The sequence below is a fragment of the Gordonia jinhuaensis genome (genome assembly GCF_014639795.1).
Taxonomy (GTDB): Bacteria; Actinomycetota; Actinomycetes; order Mycobacteriales; family Mycobacteriaceae; genus Gordonia_B; species Gordonia_B jinhuaensis.
In genome coordinates this window covers 209286-224241 of the sequence record NZ_BMGC01000002.1, presented here as the reverse complement: position 1 = coordinate 224241, position 14956 = coordinate 209286, and the positions used below count along the sequence as shown (strand labels likewise).

Annotated in this window: 14 protein-coding genes; 2 read left to right on the top strand and 12 right to left on the bottom strand. The window is 66.7% G+C overall.

The genetic code is table 11. The annotated features are described in order from the left end of the window. Positions 1-18: 18 nt before the first annotated feature. Positions 19-2364 carry a malto-oligosyltrehalose synthase gene (treY, locus tag IEW22_RS02345; protein WP_188584962.1) on the top strand — a complete coding sequence of 782 codons (2346 nt, stop codon included), beginning with the start codon at positions 19-21 and terminating at the stop codon, positions 2362-2364. A gap of 62 nt (positions 2365-2426) precedes the next feature. Then, complete coding sequence (locus tag IEW22_RS02340; protein WP_188584961.1) at positions 2427-2942, top strand: gluconokinase; 516 nt, start codon at positions 2427-2429, stop codon at positions 2940-2942. A gap of 5 nt (positions 2943-2947) precedes the next feature. Here the strand turns inward: IEW22_RS02340 and IEW22_RS02335 are convergent, their stop codons facing one another. The 12 genes from IEW22_RS02335 to IEW22_RS02280 form a co-directional block, all read right to left on the bottom strand. Continuing rightward, a complete protein-coding gene (locus IEW22_RS02335; protein ID WP_188584960.1) occupies positions 2948-3832 on the bottom strand; it encodes a hypothetical protein in 885 nt (294 codons plus the stop codon). Between the two features lie 115 nt (positions 3833-3947). Then, positions 3948-5117 carry an MlaD family protein gene (locus IEW22_RS02330; RefSeq protein WP_188584959.1) on the bottom strand — a complete coding sequence of 390 codons (1170 nt, stop codon included), beginning with the start codon at positions 5115-5117 and terminating at the stop codon, positions 3948-3950. Continuing rightward, on the bottom strand, positions 5114-6235 hold the full coding sequence (locus tag IEW22_RS02325; protein WP_188584958.1) for an MCE family protein: 1122 nt from the start codon (positions 6233-6235) through the stop codon (positions 5114-5116). Before IEW22_RS02325 ends, IEW22_RS02330 begins: the two co-directional genes overlap by 4 nt. Next, the gene (locus tag IEW22_RS02320) at positions 6235-7395 is read right to left on the bottom strand and encodes an MCE family protein (protein ID WP_188584957.1); all 1161 of its coding nucleotides are present in this window, start codon (positions 7393-7395) and stop codon (positions 6235-6237) included. The genes IEW22_RS02325 and IEW22_RS02320 overlap by 1 nt, the downstream gene beginning before the upstream one ends. Beyond that, positions 7392-8399 (bottom strand): MCE family protein, encoded by a 1008-nt coding sequence (locus IEW22_RS02315; RefSeq protein WP_229742098.1) that lies wholly within the window; start codon positions 8397-8399, stop codon positions 7392-7394. Before IEW22_RS02315 ends, IEW22_RS02320 begins: the two co-directional genes overlap by 4 nt. Beyond that, a complete protein-coding gene (locus IEW22_RS02310) occupies positions 8396-9430 on the bottom strand; it encodes an MCE family protein (RefSeq protein ID WP_188584956.1) in 1035 nt (344 codons plus the stop codon). Before IEW22_RS02310 ends, IEW22_RS02315 begins: the two co-directional genes overlap by 4 nt. Continuing rightward, positions 9427-10719, bottom strand: a complete 1293-nt coding sequence (locus tag IEW22_RS02305; protein WP_188584955.1) for an MlaD family protein — start codon at positions 10717-10719, stop codon at positions 9427-9429. Before IEW22_RS02305 ends, IEW22_RS02310 begins: the two co-directional genes overlap by 4 nt. 6 nt (positions 10720-10725) lie before the next feature. After that, positions 10726-11592: an ABC transporter permease gene (locus IEW22_RS02300; protein WP_188584954.1), complete on the bottom strand. Its 867-nt coding sequence runs from the start codon at positions 11590-11592 to the stop codon at positions 10726-10728. A gap of 3 nt (positions 11593-11595) precedes the next feature. Further along, entirely contained in the window at positions 11596-12459 is an 864-nt protein-coding gene (locus tag IEW22_RS02295; RefSeq protein ID WP_188584953.1) for an MlaE family ABC transporter permease, read from the bottom strand. Between the two features lie 311 nt (positions 12460-12770). Next, the gene (locus tag IEW22_RS02290) at positions 12771-13535 is read right to left on the bottom strand and encodes a glucosamine-6-phosphate deaminase (protein WP_188585038.1); all 765 of its coding nucleotides are present in this window, start codon (positions 13533-13535) and stop codon (positions 12771-12773) included. Next, positions 13535-14728, bottom strand: coding sequence for an N-acetylglucosamine-6-phosphate deacetylase (locus tag IEW22_RS02285; RefSeq protein WP_188585037.1), 1194 nt, complete (start codon positions 14726-14728; stop codon positions 13535-13537). The genes IEW22_RS02290 and IEW22_RS02285 overlap by 1 nt, the downstream gene beginning before the upstream one ends. A gap of 5 nt (positions 14729-14733) precedes the next feature. Then, entirely contained in the window at positions 14734-14898 is a 165-nt protein-coding gene (locus IEW22_RS02280) for a hypothetical protein (RefSeq protein WP_188584952.1), read from the bottom strand. Between the last annotated feature and the right edge of the window lie 58 nt (positions 14899-14956).

The following is a 14956-nucleotide window of genomic DNA, read 5'->3' as shown; positions in this document are numbered from 1 at the left end:
AACAGAGAGTGTGCCACGATGACGCAGCGCACCACCGGATCGCCGAGTGCCCGCCCCGCGGTCACCTGCACCTACCGACTGCAGATGAATGCGCAGTTCACCTTCGCCGATGCGGTGGAACATGTCCCGCAGATCGCCGAGCTGGGTGTCAGCCACCTGTACCTGTCGCCGATCGGCCAGTCGCAGCCCGGATCCGACCACGGATACGACTGGGTCCCACCGCCACAGGTGTGGGATGTGCTCGGCGGCCTCGACGGTCTGCGTGACCTACGCCGCGCCGCAAGCGATCTCGGCATCGGGATCATCGTCGACATCGTGCCCAACCACACCGGCGTGGCCGACCCCAAGGCCAATTGCTGGTGGTGGGATGTGCTGACTCACGGCGCCGACTCGCAGTACGCCCGCTACTTCGACATCGACTTCGCCGTCGACAATGGAGCCGACGGCCGTATCGCACTACCGGTTCTCGGGGAGGAGGGTGACGAGTCCTCACTCGAACTCGTCACCGACGAGAGCTCCGGCGACACCGAACTGGCCTATTACGAACACCGCTATCCAGTGGCCTCGGGCAGCACCGATGACGGTGCCGACCCGCAGACCGTCCACGACCGCCAGCACTACAAACTCGTCCCCTGGCGATCCGGTCTCATCGGCTATCGCAGATTCTTCTCCGTCGACGGTCTGGCCGGTCTGCGCCAAGAGGATCCGGAGGTCTACGACGCCACCCACACCCTGGTGCGGCTGCTCGCCGCGGAGGATCTCGTGGACGGCATCCGGGTGGACCACCCCGACGGCCTGGCCGACCCGATCGGTTATCTCACCCGATTGCGCGCCGACCTCGGCGACGACCGGATCGTGATCGTCGAGAAGATCCTCTCCGACGACGAACCGCTGGACCCGGGGATGCCGGTGCAGGGCACCACCGGCTATGACCATCTCGCCGTGCTGGGCGCGGTGCTCGTGGACCCCAGTGGGATGGAGGGGCTGACCTCCCTGCACGCCGCATGGGGTACCCATCCCGGCGACGCCGACTGGCTCTCCCGTGAGAAGCTCGCCCTCAAACGCCACGTCGCCACCACCACCTTCCCCTCCGAGCTGGCCCGGCTCCGCCGGGCTGTCATCCGCGACGCCGATGCCCACAGCGACCCCGACCTCGCCGATCTGACCGGCGCACTGACCGACATCATCGCCGGGACACCGGTGTACCGCGGCGACTACCCCGTGTTGGGTTCTCTGCTCGATGACGTCATCGCCCAGAACTCCGCCGATCACCCGGCCGCACACCTCGTGTCCGAGGCGATCGCCGTCGGTGGGGAGGCATCGGTACGGCTGGCCCAGGTGAGCGGCGCGGTGATGGCCAAGAGCGTCGAGGACTGCCTGTTCTATCGCACGGCACGGCTGGTGAGCACCCAGGAGGTGGGGTGCGATCCGATCATCCCGACCATCGACGCCGACACCTTCCACTGGATCAACCGCACCCGGGCGCACAAGTGGCCGACGGCGATGACCGCCACCTCCACGCACGACACCAAACGCGGCGAGGACGTGCGTGCCCGGATCAGTCTGCTGTCACAGGTGCCCGCGCGGTGGTCGCAGATCGTGCGCAACTCCGAAAACGATGCTCCGGCCCCCGAGGCGACACTGGGACTGTTCTTCCGCCAGAACCTCTTCGGGATCTGGCCGGTGGGCCGCGGACTCGGCACCGACGGGCGCCGACGGTTCCACGAGTACGCCACCAAGGCGATGCGTGAAGGCGGCGTGGGGACGAGCTGGATCGATGTCGACGAGGCCTTCGAGTCGAGTGTCCACCGCTGGATCGATGACGTGATCGACGGACCCTGCGGAGCCGAGATCTCCACGCTCGTCGAGGAACTCGCACCGCACTGGTATGCGCAGTCACATGTGCAGAAGGCGCTGGCGATGACCGTGCCCGGCTTCCCCGACATCTATCAGGGCACCCAGTGGTACGAGGATTCGCTGGCCGACCCCGACAACCGACGCCCGGTGGATTACGACGCCGACCCCGACAACCCAAAGACGCGACTGGTCACCACGCTCGGACATCTGCGCAAGGCTCGGCCTGCCGTGTTCGGCGCCGGATCGTCGTATGTGCCGCTGCTGTCCGATGGGCCGGGCAGCTCCCACGTACTGGCATTCGGCCGCGGCCGCACAGAAACCGACGTCGAGGTCGTCGTCGCCGTGGCGCGCTGGACTGTCTCGTTCTCCGACACCCTGCGCTCCTCGACCACACTCGACCTGCCCGACGGAGACTGGCACGACATCGTCGGTGAGCGTGTGCTGTCGGGCACCGTCACCGCTGACCAGTTGTTCGCCGACGGTGCCGTGGCGGTGTTGACCAGATGATCCGATGATGTCGGCACCGGTCAGGTCCATCTCGCCGATCGCAGCACCACCACTGGGACGCCATGACGCGGAGTGAGCCCACCGCCAGGCGTCCGGTCGTGGTGATGGGGGTGTCGGGGTGCGGGAAGTCAACCGTCGCCACCGAACTCGCGCATGCGCTCGACGCTCCGACCGCCGACGCCGACGCGCTGCACCCGGCGGCCAACATCGCCAAGATGTCGTCCGGCCATCCACTCGACGACGCCGACCGCGCCGGCTGGCTCATCCGGGTCGGCGACTGGCTGGCCACTCATCCCGGCGGCGTCATCGCTTGCTCGGCACTGCGGCGCCGCTACCGCGACGTGATCCGAAGCCGCTGTCCGACAGTGGTCTTCGTCTATCTGCAGGGCTCCCGGGAGGTGATCACGGCACGGCAGGCCGCCCGGACAGGCCACTTCATGCCGACCTCGCTGATGAACTCGCAGTTCGACACCCTCGAACCGCTCGCCCCCGACGAGCCCGGTATCACTGTCGACGTCGACGCATCGATCGATGACGTGGTGGCCAACGCCCTGACCGGACTGCGCAACCTGCGCTGATCGGCTCAGCCGCCCGGTGTGGCAGCCGGATCCGCAGGCTGTGCACCACCCGCCTGGCCCCCATCCGTCTGGGTACCACCGCTCTGGCCCCCACCCGTCTGGGTACCACCGGCCTGGGTACCACCGGCCTGGGTACTGTCACCGCCCTGGAGGCCCTCGAAATCGGCCACCAGCCAACGGCTCCCGTGCTTCTCCAGATGCAGCCGGAACACGAGCGTCTCGGTGACCGGCGACACGGCGGTCTTGCTCGTGCCGGTCACCTCGGCGATCACCACGGTCGTCGCACGCGAGGTGGTCGCCTCCTGCACCGACGACGACCAGATCGACGGGGTGACCTTCAGATTCATCTCGGCCACGTTCTGCTGGGTCTGGCTGCGTTGCGCTTCGAGATTGGCCTTGAGCTTTCCGGTGGCCAACGGGGTCATCCGCGCCGTGTACTGATCGGCGTCGGCGGCATTGAGTGTGGTGACCAGCTCCTCGACGAAATGCGTCGACGATGCCGATGCCTCGCCGCGTGCCTGTTCGAGATCATGCCCCCGAGACCACAACACACCGAACACGATTGCCGCCGCCGCGAGCCCGAGGATCACCAGGACCGCGAGAACCCGGATCACGCCGCGAACGCTCACGGTGATCGACAGCTGTCGCGAGGTCGCTGCCCGCGCGGCGGTCGGACCCGCACCGGTCGACCTCTCCTGGGTCGCCTCCTGCTCAGCAGAGCTCGCCGCAGTCTTTTCAACCGCAGTCTTCTCCGCCGCCGTCTTTCTCGCCGCAGTCTTTCCAGCTGCTGTCTCCCCCGCCGCAGGCGTCTCGACCTGCGCGTCGCCGGTCTCCGGATCCTCGAGTTCGCCTGGTCCGGTGCTGTGATCGATCGTTGTCGTGTCGGACACGGTCATCACTCTCCTGTCGTGGTCGTGGCCGGTTCTGCTGGTCTGGTTGGTTTTTGGTCGCTGGTCTGATTGATCGCTGGTCTGGTTGGTCGGTGGATGTCCGGGTCGGCGACGCTCAGTTCAGTGGCGTGGTGTGCGCCGTGGGGTCGGCTCCGGGCGCCGGGCCCGCGGTGTCGTCGCCAGGTGGACGAGGCGCGTTGGCCGATCCCCGGTTCTGCTGGCGGGTGTCGTCGGTGACGCAGTAGAGGTTCGTGGGCACCGTCATCGCCAGAATCTGAGTGGGCGGGGTCGGCGTCACCGCGTAGTCGCAGTAGGGGCGGGGGTAGAGCGATGCCACCGCCCACCACGCGCCGTCGTGGAACATGTTCCCGAGTTTCGGGGAGTTGTCGACGATGGCCGGGAACAGACTCGCCAAGGCCGGTGCGCGCACGGCACCCTGACGCGCGATCAGCTGAAACTGCTTGAGTACATCGGTGATCGGATCGGTGACGGCCGAGACCGAACCGGCCACCGAGGTCAGCTCCGCCGGCGACTGGGTCAACAGGGTCCGCAACTCCTTGTCGGCGGCGATCGCGGAGTTCATCACCACGTCGAAGTTGTCGACGGTCGTCGAGAGATCCGGCCCGATGTTCGCACTGGTCGCGAAGATCTCACCGGCGTTGCGGATCAACTGGGTCGTCTGGGGCATCACGCGATACAGGTCGGCGAACAGGGTGCCGCCTGCGTCGAAGAGTGTGCGCAGCCGGTTGGTGTCACTGTCGGGCCCGTCGTCAGCCAGCGCGACGTTGAGCTCGTCGATGGTCGAGCGCAGCTTGTCGGGCGCGATCTGTCCGATCACGTCGGTCGAATGTGCCAGCAGTGTAGGGAAACTCACCATCGTGTGGGTCTGATGTACTGCCACCGACGATCCGTCGTGCAGGTAGGGCCCCGCTGTACCCGCGGGGGTGAAATCCACATACTGTTCACCGGCGGCAGAGAGGTTCTGCACCGACACCGGCGAGTCCGACGGGATGCGGTGGTCTCCGGAGATCGCCACCACCACGTCCACGGAGTCGGGGCGCACCTGTACTGATTCGACCGATCCGATCCGGAAACCGCGCAGTGTCACATCGGAGTTCTTCTGGATGCCGGCCGAATCGGCCAAGTGCACAGTCACCCGATAGGTGTCGTCCCAGGGTCGCCATCGCAGCACACCGAACCCGAGGAAGGCCACCCCGACCGCCAGGATCAGCAGCAGGGACAAATTGGCGACCAGCGTCGAGTGTGCACGCAACCGGGCCCTCATCGGCAGCACCCCCGCGTCCCGGTCAGCCGCGCGATGACACGTTGCAGCGTCTCCTCGAGACTGTCGGCGCCGGCGCGCAGATCGTCGAGGCCGGGCAGACGAGCCCCGTCGTCGGCGCCGAAACCGGTTGTCAGATAGTAGAGTTTGGCCGACAACGCGGCGGCACTGCTGCGCATCGAGTTCACCCACTGCGGTGTCAGTGTGTGCAGCTTCGTGGCCAGGGGGACGAAATATGCGGTCGACTCGTCGAGTGCCGTGGCGAATCGATTGAGGTTCGCCACGAACTGCACGGCCTGGTCGCGGCTGGTCGCCACGAAGTCGTCGACCGCCCCGGTGACGCTGCGTACTGTGTCGAAGGTCGACAGGATCGACGACGTCTGGTTGGTGACGGTGTCGAGTGCGGGTCCCAGCGCCCGGATCCCGGCGGTGATCTTCTGCCTGCCGGCAGCGAGATCTCCGGTCAGTCCGGCGAGTTGGTCGAGTGAGTGATCGACCTCGACGCTGTTGTCGTTGAGACGACGGATGGCGGTGGTCAATCCATCGACCACACCACGGATCTCGTCGCCGTGGCCACCCACGGCCAGACTCAGTTCCTGCACGATCTGCTGCAGTTGAGTCAGCGCTCCCCCGTCGACGATCGCGGTGGCCGACACCAGGATGTCCTCGACGGTGGCAGCAGCACCGGTGGGACCGGTGATCATGTCACCGTCGGACATCACCGCGCCGGTGGTGCGCGCCGGCGCGGTCAGTGCCACGAACACATCTCCCAGTGGCGTCGCCTGACGCAGCTGCGCACCGGTGCCGACCGCGACACGCGCAGATCGCTTCACCCGCATCGTGACGATCGCCGAATAGTCCTGTGCGCGTATCGACGTCACCTCACCGACGTCGGTGCCGCCCAGTTTCACCTTGGCCTTGTCGGGCAGGTTCAGCGCATTGTCGAATCGCGCTGTCACCGTGATGCCATCGCCCACACCGCCGGGGGCGGGCAGCGGGAGTTGTTCGACGGTCAGTGACGGCATCGCGCCGCAGCCGGTGAGCAGCACCGTCACCACCACACACACCGTCGCCCACAACGCCGCGCTGCGACCTCGAGGTCGTCGCTGCACCCACCACATCAGCGCTGCCCTCCCAGGAGCCCGTCGAGCGCGCCGGCGATCCCCAGGTCGGGCCCCATGTCGGTGAGCTTGCCCGTCCGACAACCGTTGGGCTGCAGATGCAGGGTGTCGCACAGCATCGACAACGATTCGTTGTCGAGTAGCGACTTGTCGACGAAAGCGGTGACCCGCCACGCCCGCTGCGGGAGCGACACGGAGTTTCCGAGATTCTCGAAGAGCAACGGTGCCAGATCGATCGACTCCACCACCTGTCTCGAGTAGTCACCGAGGTTGGCTGCCAGTGCGGCGAGCCGTCCTGTGCTCGAGCCGAGTGTGGAGGCGTTGGAACGCAGGAAATTCGACGTGTTCTCCAGGGTCTCGTTGATCGCGTCGAGGGTGCCCTGGAGCCCAGGTGCCTGGCGTGCCAACAGGTCAGATACCTGTGTCACACCGCGCGAGAACGCCAGCATTTTCGGATACCCGGCCACCAGCGTCGAGGTGATCGACTCCAACCGGGTGATCAGAGTCGCCAGCGCATCGCCGTTGTTCGCACCGAGCTGGGCGGCCTTGCCCAGTTCGTCGATGGAGGTCCGGATCGCTCGACCGTTGCCGGCGGTCGCCCCGCTCACCGCATCGAGCAGATCACCGACCGGCTTCGACCCGTCCGCTGTCGTCGACAGCGCCGAGACCAGGCGGTCCACCGAATCGAACAGGTCACCGATCTGTACCGGACTGCGCGTCTTGGTGATCACCGCGCCGTCGGCGAGCTTCGGGCCACCCGAATACGTCGGCGCCAGTTCGACATGACGGGTCGTGATGATCGACGAGTTGACGATCGCGGCGGTCGCCGACGCCGGCAGGGTCACGGACTTGTCGACGGTCATCCGCACTTTCACCCGTTGTCCGTCGGGATCCACGGAGAGCACGCGGCCCACCGGCATGCCGAGGACGTCGACGTCGTTGTCGGGGAACAGTCCGGCGACGTTGTCGAAGTAGGCGGTGATGACGTTCGCCCGGCCCGCCGCACGGGTCGCCTGACCGGGCACCAGCCCACACCCGGCCAGACCCACCACGATCGCTGCCGCCAGCGCCGCACACTGCACGAGGCGGCTGCGCAGCGCGGCCGCCGACACGTGCGCGGTCGGCCCGCCGCGAAGGCCGGTGATCGGGGGTCGTCTCATTGCGCGCATCCGGTCACCGCCCCTGCCAGACACAGCCAGTTGTCGGGGAACAGTCCCCAGGTCAGAACCGAGTTCACATAGGGTCCGTCGCCGACGGCGTTGTTCGTCGCGCGCGCGGTCAGCGGCAGGATCTCGAGCAGGTGACGCAGGTTGTCCCGGTTCTTCGTCAAGCCCCGGCTGATCGTGTCGAGGTTGACCAACAGTGCCGCGAACCGCTGATTGTCCTGGTCACCCAGTGCACGGGCCTGGGTGACGAGTTGTGCCACGCCATCGAGCATCTGGGTGAGCAACTGTTCGCGGGTGGCGATCTTGGCCGCGAGGCTCTGCCCCTGACCGACGATCACCGCGAGCTGGTACTGGCGGTCGTCGACGAGTTTCGTGACGGTGTCGGTGTCGGCGATCAACCGGGTGATCTGGTCGCTGCGATCGGTGAAGACCCGCGACATCTCGGTGAGCGAATCCACCGTCTCGCGTGCGGTGTCGGGCAGTCCGGACAGCTGAGACCCCAGATCGGAGACGCTGTGGCCCAACGAGTCCGCATCCACCCCCGCGATGATCGGCGTGCCACGCTCGATCGTCTGCTGCAGGTCGTAGGGCACGCGGGTGGTGGGGATGTGACTGCCCTGCAGTGGGCTGGCCGAATCCCCGAGGCTCAGGTCGATGTAGCGGCGGCCCAACAGGGTCGACAGTTTGATCTCCGCCGAGGCGTCGGAGCGCAGACGCACCGAGTCGTCGACCTTCATCACGATGTGGACGTGGTCGCCCCGCAGGCGTGTGGCCGACACCTCGCCGACGTCGACACCTGCCACCTGTACCGGATCACCGGAGCGGATACCGCCGGCCTGCGCGAAATCGCCATCGTAGGAACGCTTTCCGATGCCTGCACGCCCGATGCCCAAGGTGGCGACCAGTGCCACCACGATCACGATCACACCGGCGACGCCGATCCACGCATATCTGTGCGCCGAGAACGACATCCGCAGACGCCTCACACCGGTGTTCATCGGCACACCGCCGAATGTGCCGTGCCGCCGATCTTGTTGATGATCCCGGGCGGGAAGAGCACGTTGCCGATCGAGATGTCGAGGTCGCAGATGTAGAGGCTCAGATAGGCACCTGTCCCCATCACGCGGGGCAGCGACAGCAGGAAAGTCGGCAGATCGGTGGCGATCGTGTCGAGTGCGGCGCCGTCGCCGACCAGTCCCCTCGTCGCCGAGGCGAGTGTGCTCGAGGCCGACACCAGCCCGGGCCGCAGCCGGGCCAACAGATCTCCCATCCCCGACGCCGCCTGGCCGATGTCGGACACCCCCCGGCCGAAGGCCGCCGAGTTGTTGTCGAGAGTCGTGATCGCCTTCTGCAGCGACAACAGCGTCGAGGAGATCGAATCCTGTTGTCCGGCCATCTCCGACATGAGTTGCGACAGGTTGGTGATGACCGCTCCGAGCACCTGGTCTCGACCTGCCATGTCACCGGCGAACTTTCCCAGTTGGGCGATCGTGTAGCTCAGCGAGATGTCATCGCCGTCGAATGCCTGCACGAGACCCTGCGACAGCGCATTCACCTGGTCGGGCGCCAGCGTGTCGAAGATCGGCTGGAACCCGGCGAGCAATCGTGTGACATCGAAGGAGTCCTCACCGGGAAGGGGCAGAGTGGATCCGGGATGTATGACGGTCCTGGGTTTCCCGTCCACCAGCGACAAGGCGAGATAGCGCTGGCCGACCAGATTCTGATAGCGGATCGCGGCGCGGGTCGCCGCGTAGATCTTCTGGGACTTCGCCACGATGAAGCGCACCTGTGCGCGCCCGTGATCGAGTGACACCGATTCCACCCGCCCCACGCGCACCCCGGCCATACGTACGTCGTCACCGGATCGCAGGCCGGCGGCGTCACCGAAGGTGGTCACGAATGACGAGGTCGGTCCGTCCACCGAGCGTTCCAGTGTGGAGTAGATCGTGTAGGTGACCAGCAGCGCAACGATCGCGAAGATACTGAACCCGATGAGCGGCTTGCGATATGACGCGGCGGGAGCGCTCATCGTCGGCCTCCGTGACCTGGCGCCGGGGTGATCATGATCGACCGCACCAACGGGCCGAGCATGAGGGTCTCGGGGGCGCTGGCCGTCGAACCCGATGCCGCCGACACCGTGGCGGCGTCCTTCGCGGTGGTGACCAGGCCGAGATTGCCGCCCACCGAACCCGTGTCGGGCCGACTCGGCGACCAGCCGCCGGTCGCACCGGCGGGACAGTTCGGTGCCCGTGTGATGCCGTACTGGCCGCCGTCGTATACCGCGCAGTTCGCGGCGGTGTACTGCTGCCAGGGCGTCAGCGAGAGGCCGAGATTGAGCTGGATGCGGCCGTTGACGCCGGTGAAGATCCCCAGCGCGCGTTGGGCCAGGGAGTCCAGTGCCGCCAACGACTGCGGGATCGCGTCACTGCGGCGGGTGAGGGCGCCGAGCACCGTCGACAGGTCGGCGGTGAGGATCTTGGCGCTGTTGGGGTTTCGGGCGAACAGAGTGTGGGCCGACTGCGTCGCCTGCGTGGCGGCCGAGAGCATCGCGGCCAGGTCCGCCTGATGACCCGCCAGGGTGACCGACGGGATGATCGCCTTGGCGAGCACATCCGTGGCCTTGGGCATCGACGCCCGCAGCCCGCGCATCGTGTCGTCGAAATTCTCGAAACCCGACGGGGCACCGTCGGGGAATTGCGCGTTGATCGCCTTCCAGTACCCGTCGAGCAGACCGACGAACATGCCGAAGGTCGCACCGCCGCCCCGCAATGCATCCGAGAGCGCACCGAGCATCGAGGCCAGGTCGGCCGGTGGGACAGCGGTCAGCAGCGTCCGCAGCTGATTCTGCGCATCCTGCAACGCGATCGTCTCGGCGGAGACGTCGGCCGGGACAGTCTGACCGGAGCTGATCTGCTCGGCCGACTGTCGGGTCGGCACGATCAGTTCCACCGAGTTGACCCCGAACAGGTTGGCGGGCACCGTTCGTGCGGTGACGTTGGACGGGATCCCCCTGGCCTGTGTCGGGTCGAGGTCCATGTGGACGAGTTTGCGAGTCGACGCCGTGGCCACCTCGCCGGCGCCGACATCGAGGGACACCGAGTCGACCGACCCGACGATGTAGCCGTTGTAGCGAACGTCGGCATGCGACGTGAGGCCGTCGCCGATGTCATTGAGCGCCGCGTCGACCCTCACCTGATCGCTGAAGTCGCCGCGGTATCTCATCACGAGCAGTGTCACCACAACTGCGGCGACCACCAGGCAGGCCAGCCCCCGCATCGCGTATCCGTTGAGTGACGGGTCCCCACGTCGTCGTGCCATCGCCGCCTACCCCGAGATCCTGATCCCGGGTCCGGCGCCCCAGAACACCAGTGTCATGGCCAGATTCGCGAAGACGATCACAATGATCGCAAGACGTATCGCGCGGCCGGCGGCCACGCCCACACCTTCGGGTCCGCCCGCCGCGAAATAGCCGTAATAGCACTGCACGAAGGTGGTGAGGATGACGAAGACAATCACCTTGAGCACCGAGAACAGCAGATCGCGTGAGGAGACGAACTGATAGAAGTAGTGCAGGTATTCGCCTCTGCCCGAACCGCTCTGGATCTGGTACATCACCTGACACGACAGATAGTTGGCGGCCAACGACACCGAGTACAGCGGCACCACCGCGATGGTCGCCGCGAGCATCCGGGTGGTCACCAGATACGGCAACGGACGGATGGCGATCGACTCGAGTGCGTCGATCTCCTCGTTGATGCGCATCGATCCCAGCTGCGCGGTGAAACGGCACCCGGACTGCGCGGTGAACGCCGTCGCGGCCAGCAGTGGTCCGAGCTCACGGGTGGTGGCGAATGCCGACACGCCACCGGTCACCGGCGCCATGCCGAGGAGGTTGAGTGCGGTGTACCCCTCGATACCCACCGTGGCCCCACCCATGATGCCGAGCAGGATGATGACACCGAATGTCCCGCCGCCCACCAGGATCGCGCCGTTGCCCCAGGTGACATCGGCGAGCAGCCGCCAGACTTCCGAGCTGTAGTGCCGGAAGGTCTGCGGTACCGCGGCGATGCTGCGGATCATGAAGGTCATCTGATGACCCATCCGCGCCAGCAGATCGCGCGGAGCCAGCAAGGCCTGTCGCGCCCATCCGAGGGGCCGCAGCAGTGGCGGGGTGTAGCGCGAGGCGACCATCGCTCACACCACCCTGGGGGGTTCGATCAGCGCGAACACCTGCGTGAGAACCACGTTCACCGCGAACAGCAGGATCACCGAGTTGACCACCGCAGCATTGACCGAGTTCGCGACGCCGGCCGGGCCACCCTGGGCGTTCAGACCGCGGTCACAGGCCACCACCGCGACGATGACCCCGAAGATCACGGCCTTGATCAGTGCGAAGACCAGATCCGACGGGGAGGCGAACGATGCGAAGGTGCCGGTGTAGCTGCCCGGGGTGCCGCCCTGGAAGTACACGTTGAACACATAACCGGTGACGAATCCCACGAAGCAGACGAAGCCGCAGAGCAGGAAGCTCACCAGCACGCAGGCGAAAAGCCGTGGGGCGACCAGTCGCTCGACCGGGTCGACGCCCATCACTCGCATCGCGTCGACCTCCTCGCGGATGGTCCGCGACCCCAGGTCGGCGGCGATCGCCGATCCCACCGCCCCGGCGAGGAGCAGTGAGGTGACCAGCGGCGCGCCCTGTCGCACCACACCCAAACCTGTTGCCGCACCGGAGAAGGAGTTGGCGCCGATCTGTCCGGCGATGTTGCTCACCTGGATGGACACGATGACACCGATCGGAATGGCGACCAGCAGCGTCGGCAAGACCGATGTGGTGGCCATGAAACCGCACTGTTTGATGAACTCCGAGAACGAGAATCGCCACGTGAACACGTCGACGATGCCGGCGCGCAGCGCGTGGGCGCCAAGGGCGAGCTGTCTGCCCATCGTGGTCAGGGATGCGCCGATGTGAGCGGAGATCCATCGCCGGATCGAGCCACGGGGCGACTTCGTCGACGGCGCCGCGCCCGAGGTGATCGACGATGAACTGACCGACATGGAACCCTTCCCCGAAACCAAGACTATGACGTACGTCTCACTTTGCGTGTGAGAGTACAGCCGGGGAGATGGATTTCCGGTGATTCCGAGGGGGCTTGTCAGCCGTCTGTCATACGTTCGGCGCGACGCTCGCGTTTCGTCTCCCGAAATCCGCGAAAACTATGACTGCTCACATGTGACGGCAGAACTCCGGCGCCGATCGACCCCGAATGCAGTGGATTCAGCACACTCCCGGGACCATCGGTGCGCACACCCTTGTCGCCACCTCACAAGGCTGCACACTCGCGGTGACAGCACGTAACGGACCGCGGTCAGGGATGCGGACGCGATGGCTTGTGCGCGTAGACATAGCGGTAGTAGTCGCTGTTGGTCAATCGCGAGGCCGCGGCCTCGTCGACGATCACCGTCGCGGTCCGATGCCACTGCAGAACCGAGGCCGGACACATGGCCGACAACGGGCCCTCCACCGCGGCCGCGACCGCAGCGGCCTTGCCCACACCGGTGGCCACCAACGCCAGTCGCCGGGCCTCGCCGATGGTTCCCAGCCCCTGGGTGATGACGTGATAGGGCACCTCGGCGCGATCGTCGAAGAAGCGGGCGTTGTCGGCACGCGTCTGTTCGGTGAGTGTCTTCACCCGAGTCCGCGACGACAGCGACGACGTCGGTTCGTTGAATCCGATGTGCCCGTTGGCCCCGATCCCGAGGATCTGTACGTCGACGGGTCCGACCTTGCCGATGAGCTCGTCATAGGAGGCCGCGGCGGCGTCGGGGTCGCGGCTGAGCCCCTCCGGCGAATACACCTCAGCGATGTCGATGGCATCGGTGAGGTGCTCCCTGATGAAACGCGCATAGGACTGCGGGTGATCGGGCCCCAGGCCCACGTATTCGTCGAGGAGCACCGCGCGGACATCGGCGAACGACAGTCCCTCATCGGTATGCCTGCGGATCAGCTCGCGATAGGTCGCCACCGGCGATGATCCGGTGGCCAGCCCCAGTGTCGCCGGCCCACTGCGCACCACGTCGGTGATGATGTCGGCCAGCACGTTCTCCGGCCGATCGGCGATGATGACCTCCATCACTGCACCCACTTTCCGTCGCGCATCACGTGTCGTAACCCCAGATCCGGGCCGGTCACCACCAAGTCTGCCCGCATACCTGCGGCCAGCACACCACGGTCGGACATACCGACCAGCCGCGCCGGTGTGCGCGTCGCCGAGGCGACAGCAGCGGCCACATCCACTCCGCCGCCGACCGCGGTACGAACCAGGTCGAGCATCACCGAGGTGCCCCCGGCGATCACCGGCCGATCGCCGGAGTCGCTCAGGTGGGCGATACCGCGGTCGACGGTGACCTGTGCGGGCCCGAGTCGGTAGTGCCCGTCGGGCATCCCCGCGGCCGCCATCGCATCCGAGACCAGAGCGATCTGGTCGGGTCCGACGGTGTCGAACACCATGGCCACCGTCGCCGGGTCGAGATGCACAGCGTCGCTGACCAATTCGACCACGAGCTCACCCCTGCCCGCAGCCGCCAGACAGGCCGCGACCAGTCCCGGCGACCGATGATGCATCGGTTCCATCCCGTTGAACAGGTGTGTGGCGCTGACCGTTCCGCCGATGCAGGCGTCGAGCGCCCGCCGGGCGGTGGCGTGATCGGCGCTCGAATGCCCAAGGCTCACAACCACATCGTGGTCGATCAGGATCTGCGCCGCTTCGGCGAAGTGGGAGGTCTCCGGCGCGATGGTCATGGACCTGATCGCACCGCCTCCGGCAGCCAGCAGGTCACGGAGCAGTCCCGGGTCTGCGTCGATGATGTATCTGGGATCCTGTGCACCACAGCGCGATCGGGCGATGAACGGCCCCTCGAGATGGATTCCCCCGAGCTCACCCGCTCGCACCAGCGGTGACAGTGTCGCGATCCGGTCGAGAAGGGTGTCCGGCGCCGCCGACACCAGACTGCCCAGCATGGATGTGGTCCCCATCCGCCGGTGGAAGGCGATAGCCGTCGCCGCGGCCGACGACCCGCCGTCCGGGAAACCCGCGCCACCACCGCCGTGACAATGGACGTCGATCAAGCCCGGCATGACCAGCAGGTCCTGCCGCGCAATCGTGGCACCGCTGTACCCGGCCGCCGGCCCCGCGTAGACGAGCCGATCACCGGCCGTCTCCACTACCGCGTCGGGGATCACCATGCCGCCCGAGACGAGCGTCGCACGCAGGACCGTCGTATCGGCGAGGTCGTCGCGCTCGTCGTCGCGTGGCGACGTACCCATTCCGCTCACGCCCGGCTCCCCGGCCGGCGACCGCCGAGGACGCCGACGTTCACCAGCCGTTGGGCGTCGGTGTCGCCGACCTTGCCCCACAACAGTGCAGCGGTGTCCTGACTGCGAAGCGTCTGCAGGCCGGCCAGCCCGCTGCTGGGGTGGGCGGCAGTGGTTGTCATCGGTTTCCTCCGGGTGGGAGACACGGTCACACATGGCCTGTCAGGTCATGACCAGTAT

Bases quoted from the DNA above. Each gene is read 5' to 3' on its own strand.
- IEW22_RS02310 (WP_188584956.1), bottom strand. From the start codon at position 9,430: ATGAGCGCTCCCGCCGCGTCATATCGCAAGCCGCTCATCGGGTTCAGT.
- IEW22_RS02325 (WP_188584958.1), bottom strand. From the start codon at position 6,235: ATGTGGTGGGTGCAGCGACGACCTCGAGGTCGCAGCGCGGCGTTGTGG.
- IEW22_RS02285 (WP_188585037.1), bottom strand. From the start codon at position 14,728: ATGGGTACGTCGCCACGCGACGACGAGCGCGACGACCTCGCCGATACG.
- treY (WP_188584962.1), top strand. From the start codon at position 19: ATGACGCAGCGCACCACCGGATCGCCGAGTGCCCGCCCCGCGGTCACC.
- IEW22_RS02295 (WP_188584953.1), bottom strand. From the start codon at position 12,459: ATGTCGGTCAGTTCATCGTCGATCACCTCGGGCGCGGCGCCGTCGACG.
- IEW22_RS02320 (WP_188584957.1), bottom strand. From the start codon at position 7,395: ATGAGACGACCCCCGATCACCGGCCTTCGCGGCGGGCCGACCGCGCAC.
- IEW22_RS02305 (WP_188584955.1), bottom strand. From the start codon at position 10,719: ATGGCACGACGACGTGGGGACCCGTCACTCAACGGATACGCGATGCGG.
- IEW22_RS02340 (WP_188584961.1), top strand. From the start codon at position 2,427: ATGACGCGGAGTGAGCCCACCGCCAGGCGTCCGGTCGTGGTGATGGGG.
- IEW22_RS02315 (WP_229742098.1), bottom strand. From the start codon at position 8,399: ATGAACACCGGTGTGAGGCGTCTGCGGATGTCGTTCTCGGCGCACAGA.
- IEW22_RS02300 (WP_188584954.1), bottom strand. From the start codon at position 11,592: ATGGTCGCCTCGCGCTACACCCCGCCACTGCTGCGGCCCCTCGGATGG.
- IEW22_RS02280 (WP_188584952.1), bottom strand. From the start codon at position 14,898: ATGACAACCACTGCCGCCCACCCCAGCAGCGGGCTGGCCGGCCTGCAG.
- IEW22_RS02290 (WP_188585038.1), bottom strand. From the start codon at position 13,535: ATGGAGGTCATCATCGCCGATCGGCCGGAGAACGTGCTGGCCGACATC.
- IEW22_RS02330 (WP_188584959.1), bottom strand. From the start codon at position 5,117: ATGAGGGCCCGGTTGCGTGCACACTCGACGCTGGTCGCCAATTTGTCC.